The organism is Alcanivorax sp. HI0044 (assembly GCF_001634945.1).
In genome coordinates, this window is sequence record NZ_LWEZ01000558.1 from 1 (window position 1) to 10,482 (window position 10,482).

Here is a 10,482-nt window from a genome sequence, read left to right on the forward strand (position 1 = left end):
TGCCGGCGAGAAAGGCCAGCAGAAAGGCCCCGACTTCCACCCAGGGTGGTAAACGCGTCAGCAAGGCATCCCCCCGTCTGGCCGATTATCAAAAACGGCAGTGTAGCACGGGCGGCTGACGCCAGGGCCAGAGGCTTGTGTGGCAAAAAAAATCTGGCTACTCGCCCACACTTTTTCCCAATCGTGGGATAAAAAGACGCAGAGAGACCCTTGGCGGCGCTAGCTCACTTCTTCTTGTTTTTCTTTTTGCCTTTTTTTCCTGATGCTTTCTTGTCTTTTTTATCTGACTTTTTGTCTTTCTTCTTGGACTTTTTATCGCCCTTGTCCGACTTGGGCTTGATTGGCTTCAGTGCCTTGCCCTTGCCTTTCTTGCTGCCCTTGTCTTTTTTGGGTTTGCTGGTGTCTTTGGCCGGCTTGCTGTCGGCCGCGTCGTCTTTGCCGGGGGTAACAGTTTTGGCAACTGGTTTACTTGCCGATGGTGTGACCGGGTCGAACAGCTGCAGCGCAACGGTGCGAAAGCGGCGCAGGCAATAGCGCACCTGGCCAATAGACAGGCCGGATTCATCGGCGGCCTGTTGCTGGGTGCTGCCCTTGTCCAGGGCCAGTAAGGCTTTGGCACGGGGGCCGTTGGGGGCGGGCTGATTGCTTTGGGTTTGGCAGGTCTTGCGTTGTTGTGCGGTCAGTAAGGAAGTGGTGGCCACGGATTGTCCCCTCGGTGAGATTTGCGAGTTAAGCCAAAATCCCACCTTAGGGGCAAGCGCGGAGCGAGGCAAAAAAACTTTTTTACTGTAAAAAAAGTGAAATGTTGTTGCCCGGATTACGCCTGCTTTTCCATCATGTCAGCTTGCAGTATTTCAATCCAGTAACCGTCCGGGTCCTTGATAAAAGCAAGGCCTTTCATTTTTCCGTCATCCGGTTTTTTGACGAACGTCACGCCCATTTTTTCGAAGCGCTCCGCTGCTGCGTAAACGTCGGGAACGGTAATGCCGATATGGCCAAAGCCCTGGGGTTCGGCGTTGCCATCGTGGTAGGAAAAGGCGGGGTCATCTTCAGTGCCCCAGTTGTGGGTCAGTTCCAGCATGGCCTCGCGGCCGAAAGTAAAGGTCAGACGTTTGGCATCGTTGCCAGGTACTTCACCGGCTTCTTCTTCGCTCAGATAGCCGAGAAAATAAAGGCTGAATTGCATCTCGGGAAAATCCAGCTTGCGCACCAGGCGCATGCCCAGCACCCGGGTGTAGAAGTCCAGGCTTGGTTTCGGATCCTTGATCCGCAACATGGTCTGGTTGAACAGGTACTCATGGGTGACCTCATCCGGGTGTTCGAACAGGCCTTCCGCTTTTTCAAAATGACGGGACATGGGGGCTCCAGATCAGTCAGTGCATAGGGTGCTACAGACTATCGGGACGGCGGGGAGGGAATGCAACCCGGTAGCGGGTGAAAGTGCGCCCGCAATAGCTTGAAAGCAAGCCGTGCTGCAAGAATGGGTCCCGCGCGACGTTTGGTGATGGAGCTGAAAAAGGGGCGCTGAGTGCGCCCCTTTCGGATAGCTTACGGGCTGACCTTCTTGATGACCGGAGGTTTCCAGGTGCCATCGAGAATGGCTTGTTTGCCCCAATAGGCCCGGATGTAGAGAGAGAAGGTGCCTTTCGGTGCTGGCAGCCAGTTACTTAGCTTGTCCTCTGATGGCTTGTTGTGCCCGGCGTACAAGGTAAGGGAGCCGTCATCGTTACGTTTCAGGTCCTTGTTCTTGGTACCCAGAGAGTAACGCTCAAGATCATTGGGATAAAACAAGTGTTTATCGTTGTACAGGGTCAGCGACCAGAAGCCTTTCACCGGCGGGGTTTCTCCCTTGGCAAAAGTAATACTGTAGAGGTTATCCCCGCTAAGCTGTTGGTCATTGCCGTCGTTGTCTGTGTAGAAATACTGGGTTTCATTGGGGCGGTTATCAAACATGTTGGAGCGGGCGGTGCCGGTACGCATGGTGTAATCCACGCCCCACTCTGCATTGTTGACGGAACGGTTCCAGCCATTGCCGGCAGCCTTGCCGTTGTTTTCCCATTTGAAAAAGTCGGCAATCACGCTCTTCTCGGTCTCTTTGGCCACTTCAACAATGGCTTGTTTGATGGCCGGGTCGCGCTCTGCGGCGGCAAGCAGGGCGCGGACATTGGCGTAAATGGCTTCCTCGCCTGGCAGCGGCGGTACCTGGTCCAGTACGGCGTGTAGCTGGTCAAAGAATTTTTCCGGCTCTACCCATTTGGTTTCCCCGTCGCTTTTCGGTGCCGGGAACGTGGGTAGCTGGGACCAGTCCGTGGTTTTCATTTCGCCATCGAAATCTTCCAGCGGATAGGCGTTGATCTGGCTGATCACTGGCTGAATGGCTTGCTTGTCTTCTTCGGTGGAATCCATGAAGGCGCGGGGGATCATGTTGGCCAGTTCCGTGGAAGAGCGGATAACCTCATTGATGCCTTCCGGCACGTCGCCTTCCCAGTTGGGACCGACCAGAAGATAAAAGCCGGGCTCGGTGCCATAGGGCGTGCCCAGTTCGCCGACCTGATCGGTGCGCTGGTCATAAATCGCATAAACCCAGAAACGGTCGCCAAAATCCGGTACCTGGATGACAACGGGTTGCTCGTTCAGAGAGAAGAAACCCAGCCCATAAACCACATCCTGATTGGGGCAGGTGACAAAGGTTTCTGCCGGATCAATGTAGTCATTGAGCATGGCAATGTGTCCCTGAGGGGCCACTGGTACGATGCCGTTGAGTAACCCAGGTTTGGGTGCCTGGGTAATGCCCGCGCGTCGATTCGCCTGGTTGACCATGGGCCAGGCCCAGACATAGGACTGAGCGGCAACCACCCTGGCGTAAGACTCGGACATGGATGCCCCTTCTTCGGGCTGGTTCAGGTCTTCAAATGAGCGAGAAAGCGTTTCATTGTCAGGAACTGTGGTGGCTGCTGCGGGGGTGTTTTCGGGAGGCGCTGTGTTGGTCGGTGCGGATTCTTCAGAGCTGTCGTTGTTGCAGCCGACAAGGGCAACAGCCCCAAGCAGACCAGCGGCTAGGATACCGGGTTTCATAATACTCTCCATGTCAGAATTCCTGTCCTTATAAAATCTATAGCAGGGGCAGGTTAATTACCATGGAGCAGATAACAGGCTTTTCATTTATTCGGGTTCACCAGGAAAGGGTGAACAGGTCGAGGTTTGCGGGGCGCTAGCAGGGGACGAAGAGTTTGAAGAAGGGGATAATCCTGCGAGCGAGCGCATGGCGGTCGCTCGCAGGGCTGGAAATCAAGCGGGGGTCTTTTCCACGGTCTTGAGGACTTTTTGCAGGCTGGCGACGGTGCCGCCGATATCGCTGAGCCCCTGGGGCAGCAGCATGGTGGTGGATTCCTTGGCGACTTTCTCGAAGGCGGTAACGTATTGCTCTGCGATACGCAGGCTGACGGCTTCCTGGCCGCCGTCTTCTTTCACGGCAGAGGCAACCTGGCGCAGACCTTCGCCGGTGGCGGTGGCGATCAGCTCGATCTGACGGGCGCGACCTTCCGCCTCGTTGATTTGCTTCATTTTCTCACCTTCAGAGATGTTGATCATCTCCTGCTTTTCACCTTCGGAGCGGTTGATCGCCGCCTGGCGGTCACCCTCGGAACGGTTAATGGCGGCCTGGCGCTCACCTTCGGATTCAGCAACCACCGCGCGACGTTCCCGCTCGGCGCGGACCTGTTTCTCCATGGCATCCTTGATGGATACGGGCAGGTTGATGTCGGCCACTTCGTAACGCAGCACTTTCACGCCCCAGGGTTGGGCGGCTTCGTCAACGGCGCGAACCACTTCCATATTGATTTCGCCACGTTCTTCGAAGGTTTTGTCCAGATCAATTTTACCGATCACCGAACGCAAGGTGGTCTGGGCCAGTTGCTGGGCCGCCATGACATAGTCGTCCACGCCGTAGCTGGCGGCTTTGGGGTCGATGACTTGCAGGTACATGACGCCGTCGATAGACACTTCGATGTTGTCCTTGGTGATACAGCTCTGGCGCGGTACGTCGCGAACAATTTCTTTCTGGGAATGCTTGTAGGCGACACGGTCGATAAAGGGCATCAGAAAATGCAGGCCAGCATCCAGGGATGTCTGGTATTTGCCCAGTCGCTCAACCACATAGACCTGCCGCTGGGGCACGATACGAATGACCATGAAGAGCAGCACGACAACGCCGAGGGCGAGAAGTCCGGAAATAATCAAACCAGCCATGAATACAGTTCCTTGTTATTGCGTAGAGTGATGAAAGAAAGAGAAATCCGTAATGGGTTCGTCAGTCGTTTTCAGGTTTAACCGCCGGCCAGGGTTCCACTGTCAGCCAGAGTCCTTCGTGCTGGGTGATGCGTACCATGTCACCAGGGTTCAGCGGCTGGCTGCACTGGGCCTGCCAGCGTGCGCCACGGTAGTTTACGGTGCCTGTGCCTTTGGCAAAGGCTTCAGCCACGGTGGCGCGGTGGCCGATCAGGCCGGCGCTGTCTTCCTCGCCCTGGCGTTGCCGTTCGCGCCCCATCAGCTTGTCATTGAGAACCCGGCGAACAAACACCAGCAGCAACAGGCTGGTAACCGCGAAAATAGTGAGTTCCCAGGTCGTGTCATCAATCAGGCCGAGAAATTTCAGGCTGCCGACCAGCAGGGCCGCGATGCCGAAAAAGATCACCACCAGGCCAGAGACGGCAAATTCGGCGATCATCAGAGCGAGCCCGGCGATAATCCAGTAACTGTATTCCGGCATATCCATACCTGTGTTCCTGTGCATTATTCTGATGCACAAAGATAGCACGTTGGTGACAGGTTCGTCGGTAGGAAATGGCTGAAAATGAGAGAGACGAGTTCAAAGTTGAAAGTTACAAAGCGCGAGAGGGCCATTCAGCAACCGTTGAAAGTTGTCGCTGCGGCTCAACACCGTGCGCTATTCAACATCTCCTGTTTTGGGCCTCGTTCTACTTTGCGGCGCGGCGCAGATGTCTGCCGGGTGTCTCCAGAACCTGCCCGCGCTTTTCAACTTTAAACTTTCACCTTTCAACGGGTTAGTGCTGATGGCCGCCCACGCCATGGGCGTGCTTGTGGGCTTTCTCGTCGTCGGTGGCATCACGGATATCGGTAATTTCCACCACGAAGCGCAGGGACTTGCCAGCCAGCGGATGGTTGGCGTCCACGTCCACGGTTTTCAGGCCCACTTTCAGAATGGTGAGCATGCGGGGGCCTTCGTCGGTGGAAACGGTGACCACCTTGCCCGGTTCCAGTTTGCCTGCGTGTTTCAGGTACTTGCGGGAAATGCGTTGAAACAGCTCGTTGTTGTACTCGCCGTAGGCGTCTTCCGGGCTGATGGTGACATCCACTTCATCGCCGCTGTTCTTGCCTTCCAGGGCCGTTTCCAGCCCCTTGATGATGTTGTTGTAGCCGTGCAGGTAGGCCATGGGCTCGCCGGTGTCCCGGGAGCTTTCAATTTCGCTGCCGTCATCGGCGTTGAACAGGCTGTATTGCAAGGTGACAACCTTGCCGTTTTCGATAGTCATGCAAGCCACTCCAGGGGGCAGAAAATGGGGAGCCGGGTGCGGGCCCAGGGTGGCAGCATTGTGCCGCCAGCCCGGGTCGCAGGCAATTATGCTTGTTGTTTGCGTAGCAGTTCGCCGGCCAGTGCCGGGCCGGTCCACAGGCTGGGCAGCAGAATCAGGGACACGGGCACCGCTGTTACCACGATAAATTTCTGCAAGGCGTCAATGCCGCCATCACCGATGCTGATCAGAATAGCGGCGCTGGCACCCATCATGATGCCCCAGAATACCCGTATGGCAGAGGGCGGCTCTTCCGTGCCGGTCATCACCACCGACACGCTATAGGTCATGGAGTCACCGGTGGTGGCCACGAAGATGGTGGTCAGCACCAGAAACAGGCCAGACAGCAAGGTACCCCAGGGCAGGGCCTGAGTGGTTGCCAGCAAGGCGGCGGGCAGATTAAAGCCTTCGAAGGGTTTGGAAATAATACCGGGCTGGGTAATTTCCAGGGAGATGCCGGTGCCGCCGACAATAGTGAACCAGAAGCAGGTCACCAGCGGGGCCACCAGGGCCACTACGCCGACCAGCTCGCGCAGAGTCCGCCCGCGTGAAATGCGTGCCACGAACAGGGCCATCAGCGGACCGTAGCCAATAAACCAGCCCCAGAAAAACACCGTCCACCAGTCCAGCCAGCCAGGATCTCCACGGAAGGTGGCCATGGGGAAAAACTCACCCAGGTAGGTGCCAAGTCCCTGCACGAAACCATCGATGATGAACGCGGTTGGGCCGGCGATCAGGATAAATGCCATCAGCGCAATGGCGAGCAATACATTGAAACGGCTGAGTATCTGGATGCCCCGGTTTACGCCGCTGATGGCGCTGATGGTGTAGATCAGCACCAACCCCAGAATAACGGCCACCTGGGTGCTGTAGCTGTCGGCGATACCAAACAGCGCATTCAATCCGAAGCTGACCTGCAGGCCGAGAAAGCCGATGGGCCCGACGGTGCCGGCCACCACGGCCAGTACACAGCAGGCATCCACAATCGCCCCGCCGGGGCCGTGCAGGATGCGCTCACCGAACACCGGGTAAAGCAGGGTGCGGGGCTTTAACGGCAAGCCCTTGTCATAGTGCAGCACCATCAGGGTGATGCTGGTCAGGCAACCGAGAATGGCCCAGGCAAGGAACCCCCAGTGCATGAAGCTTTGTGCCAGGGCGTTGGTGCCTTGCTCCAGAGGGCTGCTGGCTTCGCCAAACAGGGGCGGTGCCGATACAAAGTGGGCGATGGGCTCCGCCGCGGCCCAGAACACCCCGCCCCCGGCGAGCAGGGTACACATGATGATCGATACCCATTTGAAAGTGGACAGCTCCGGTTTTTCCATGCCGCCGAGGCGCACATTGCCCACCCGGCTGATGGCCAGATACAGGGAGATGAAGAAGGTGGCGAGCATGAGTAGCTGCCAATAGGCGCCAAACAACTTGGTGGACCAGGCAAAGCTGGTCTGTACCCAGGCGGCGGTTTGTTCAATATCCCAGAGGGACAGACCTACAAACAGCAGGATCAGGCCGCCGCTGAGAATAAAGACCGGTATATCGACGGCCTGGAAGGTGCGAGACAAGAAAGACATTGTGGTCTCCTGTGAGACGCGACCGGGACGCAGGCGTTGCTGCGGCGAACAAGGAGACCAGAACGGAAAACCCGGAAACTGCGGCCAGGACCTTGGGTCACAGGTGAATGGCGCGTTGCGCAAACGCATGAAACAGTGGGGTTATTCTACATGACCTTGCCGGTGGGCGGCAGCCGAGCCGCTGTTATGCGTCGGGATGCAGGCCCAGTGCCTTGCGATCTTTGCCGTTACGAATCTCGCCCAACAGGCGGTTGGATTGCCGGTACCAGTTACGCCGACCGCGTGGGCCCCATTTGAACCGTTTGTAGGTCCACTGGTACTGGCTCAGGTTGCGGTCAATGCAGCGCTGCAGGCTGCTGTTCATGGCGGTGAGAATATCGGTGGTGTCACTGGCCTGTTCGATGGCCGGGGCCTCTTCGAAGTGAAGGTGGATATCGTTCACTCCACCCTCGCCGCGAATGCAGGAAACGATAAACACATGGGGGCGGTAACGCTGGACGAGTTTGTCGATCAGCGCGGGAGTGGGCACGTCATAGCCGAAAAACGGCACCGAGGGATTGCTGCGGTTGCCCGGATTATGGTCGGAAAGAATACCCAGGGTGCCGCCGGCTTTCATGGCCGCCAGCGCTTTTTTGACCCCCTGACTGTTGGTGGGAATCAGTACCGAGCCGGTGCGCTCTCGTGCTGCCTTGACCATGGCATCCATCAGCGTGGCCGGGTGAGGCTGGTACATGATCAGGGTCTTGTCCCGGCTGCCCTTGTCGCCCACATACAGGTTACTGATTTCCCAGCTGCCTTGATGCAGTGACAGCATCAACACCGGCCGTTCGCTGGCGCAGGCATCGAGAAAGGCCTGCTCGCCGTGGATATGGGTAACCCGCGACAGGGTTTCTTCCACAGGCCGGTGCCATACATGGCTGAATTCGGTGAGCGTGCGGCCCAGTTCGCGCAGGCTCTGGCGGCCGATTTTTTTGGCTTCCGCGTAGGACATTTGCGGGTGGGTGGCCAGCAGGTTGATCAACACCACCCGGTAGGCGCTGGCATAGCGCAGCGGCACCAGGGTAATCAGGGTGGCAATGGCGGCACCGAATCCGGTGACCAGCGGCAAGGGAAGCCAGGCAAGCAGGCGGACCACCATCCACAGACGGCGGCCTGGGTATTGTTTATTCATGTGTCAGTTCAATGGTCAGGGTTTCGCCATGCTGCGGAACCCGAAAATGTGCGTGTTCAATGTGTTGTTCTGTCAGGGCTCGAGCCAGCGCTTTTGGCGGTGCATCCATGGGTTCGTCAGTAAGCACGAAGGTGCCCCAGTGCATGGCCAGGGACTGGCGCGCCTGAATATCCTGATGGATTTTCACCGCTTCCGCCGGGTTGATATGCACCGGCGACATGAACCAGCGCGGCTCGTAGGCCCCGATAGGTAATAATGCCAGATCTACCGGCCCGAATACCTGACCAATTTCGTTAAACAGCGGTGCATAGCCGGTGTCACCGGCAAAATAGAGGCTGAAATCCGGGAAATTCAGACGCCAGCTGCACCACAGGGTCTGGTTGTGGTCGTTGGGGCCGCGCCCGCTGAAGTGCTGGGCGGGCAGGCAGAAAGCCTCTACCTGGCCGTGGTAGTCGCTCTGCCACCAGCCCAGCTCGATGATCCTTTCCACCCCCAGCTTGCGCAGCCAGGCGGCGATACCCTGGGGTACGAACCAGAGAATGTCGCGGCCGAAGCGGGCCTGTAGTTGCTTTACCGATGCCTTGTCCAGGTGATCATAGTGGTTATGGGAGACCAGCACGGCATTGATATCGGGTAGCTGGTCAATGGTCAGCGCCGGCGGTACTGCCCGCTTTGGGCCGGCAAAAGTGAACGGAGAGCAGCGATCGGAAAACACCGGGTCGGTGAGCAGGTTCCAGCCCCGGTGCTGGAACAGATAGGTAGCGTGGCCGATCCAGGTGATCTGTGGGCGGTTGCCCGGCTGACGCAGCTGTTCCGGGTCCGGGGTGTGCAGGGGGAAGGACTGGTGGCCGGGAAAGCGCCCGCGCGATTCCCACTGCCAGCGCAGGAAGGCGCCGAGCCCGTGATGCGGAGTGGCAAACCGGTTGCGAAAGGCGTGCTTGCGGCGCTGGCTGGCGGGTTCCTCGGCGGCCAGCGCGGCTAGTCGCTGACGGTCGATCATGCCGGTTTCTGTAGCCCCGCCACGGCGCCCTCGATGGCGTCCAGATCCGGGATTACCGCCAGGTCGCCGCCCACCTGAATGTACATGGCTTCTGCCGGGCCGGTATCCACCGGCTCTTCCACCGGATCGTCCTTGGCCACTTTCATCAGGCGGGGAATCCCCTGCACGATCACCGCATAAAAGGGGGCCTGGTTGGCGACGGTATTGAGTACCGCGATGCGGGCATCCTGGCCGATGGTGACCTGGCCGGACTCGTTGAGTTTCTCAAACGACAGCAGCGGAATTTGCTGGTCGCGCCAGCTCAGCCAGCCCAGCAGCCATTCGGGACCATGGCCCGGGCGATCCGGCTGGCGCAATGGAATCACCTCGGCCACGATAATATTGGGCACCAGCCAGGGGCGCCCCTGCATGGGGATCAGCAGGCTGGAAATATCGGAGGGCAACTGCGCCATAGTGCTGTTCCTTTTCTTGTCATCATGTCGTCGCGGGCCGGTTGTGGCCGAGCGCGAGCCGTCACTGTTGTTGGTGCTACTGATGTTGCGGAAGCGGAGCCTGTGCCAGCTCCCTTCTTACCCGCTCCACCAGCTGCAGTGCAAGTTGTTCGGGGGAGCCATTAAAGCTGACGCAGCCGGTTTCCCGTACCGAGTCTGGCTGGCTGCTGACGGCACAGGTGTCTGCGCTTTGTGCCCACACCGGGCAGCCGGTGGCGGCCAGGCGCGGCGCGGCGATGGCGCCGTCGTTGCCCATGCCGGAAAACAGAATGGCGCCACAGGCGTTGCCAAAACCCTCGCCCACATGCTGGATAACCTGGTCGATTGAGGGCGCATAGGGGCCTTCCCAGGTCTCGCCGGTGGACTGGATACGGCCGTCGTGGCGAAAGCGCACGGCGTACTCTACCGGCACAATGGCCAGCTCGCCGTGTCGCAGGGCTTCCCCGTCCACACCGATCTTGCACTGGATCGGGTTATCCCGCCCCAGCACGCCGCACAGGGTCTCCAGAAAACTGCCGTCGATGTGTTGCGCCAGCACGAAGGCCACGGGCAGATTGGCCGGCAGGCAATCGAGAAACAGTTTCACCGCGGCCGGGCCACCCAGGCTGGCGCCCAGCACCCACACCTGCCGGGGGCGGTCGCCGGGGCGAATGGCCTGGAA

The 10,482-nt window shown here is 58.5% G+C and carries 11 protein-coding genes; all 11 read right to left on the minus strand.

Annotated features, from left to right (window positions below; translation table 11 throughout):
- Positions 1 to 224: 224 nt before the first annotated feature.
- On the minus strand, positions 225 to 701 hold the full coding sequence (locus A3730_RS06710) for a helix-turn-helix domain-containing protein (protein WP_082872283.1): 477 nt from the start codon (positions 699 to 701) through the stop codon (positions 225 to 227).
- Positions 702 to 817: 116 nt separating this feature from the next.
- Positions 818 to 1,357, minus strand: coding sequence for a lactoylglutathione lyase (gene gloA, locus A3730_RS06715; RefSeq protein ID WP_063521287.1), 540 nt, complete (start codon positions 1,355 to 1,357; stop codon positions 818 to 820).
- A gap of 191 nt (positions 1,358 to 1,548) precedes the next feature.
- A complete protein-coding gene (locus A3730_RS06720) occupies positions 1,549 to 3,075 on the minus strand; it encodes a DUF1254 domain-containing protein (protein ID WP_082872284.1) in 1,527 nt (508 codons plus the stop codon).
- A 213-nt stretch (positions 3,076 to 3,288) separates the two neighbouring features.
- Positions 3,289 to 4,248 (minus strand): SPFH domain-containing protein, encoded by a 960-nt coding sequence (locus A3730_RS06725; protein ID WP_063520087.1) that lies wholly within the window; start codon positions 4,246 to 4,248, stop codon positions 3,289 to 3,291.
- A 61-nt stretch (positions 4,249 to 4,309) separates the two neighbouring features.
- Complete coding sequence (locus A3730_RS06730) at positions 4,310 to 4,774, minus strand: NfeD family protein (RefSeq protein WP_063537762.1); 465 nt, start codon at positions 4,772 to 4,774, stop codon at positions 4,310 to 4,312.
- 289 nt (positions 4,775 to 5,063) lie between these two features.
- Positions 5,064 to 5,552 carry a peptidylprolyl isomerase gene (locus A3730_RS06735; RefSeq protein ID WP_063520030.1) on the minus strand — a complete coding sequence of 163 codons (489 nt, stop codon included), beginning with the start codon at positions 5,550 to 5,552 and terminating at the stop codon, positions 5,064 to 5,066.
- 86 nt (positions 5,553 to 5,638) lie between these two features.
- The gene (locus A3730_RS06740) at positions 5,639 to 7,159 is read right to left on the minus strand and encodes a BCCT family transporter (protein ID WP_063520031.1); all 1,521 of its coding nucleotides are present in this window, start codon (positions 7,157 to 7,159) and stop codon (positions 5,639 to 5,641) included.
- A 184-nt stretch (positions 7,160 to 7,343) separates the two neighbouring features.
- A complete protein-coding gene (locus A3730_RS06745; RefSeq protein ID WP_063520032.1) occupies positions 7,344 to 8,330 on the minus strand; it encodes a lysophospholipid acyltransferase family protein in 987 nt (328 codons plus the stop codon).
- Complete coding sequence (locus tag A3730_RS06750; RefSeq protein ID WP_063520033.1) at positions 8,323 to 9,330, minus strand: MBL fold metallo-hydrolase; 1,008 nt, start codon at positions 9,328 to 9,330, stop codon at positions 8,323 to 8,325. The genes A3730_RS06745 and A3730_RS06750 overlap by 8 nt, the downstream gene beginning before the upstream one ends.
- The gene (locus tag A3730_RS06755; protein WP_063520034.1) at positions 9,327 to 9,782 is read right to left on the minus strand and encodes a chemotaxis protein CheW; all 456 of its coding nucleotides are present in this window, start codon (positions 9,780 to 9,782) and stop codon (positions 9,327 to 9,329) included. Before A3730_RS06755 ends, A3730_RS06750 begins: the two co-directional genes overlap by 4 nt.
- Positions 9,783 to 9,858: 76 nt before the next feature.
- On the minus strand, positions 9,859 to 10,482 hold a 624-nt coding region (locus tag A3730_RS06760; RefSeq protein WP_231883877.1), incomplete at its 5' end, for a chemotaxis protein CheB.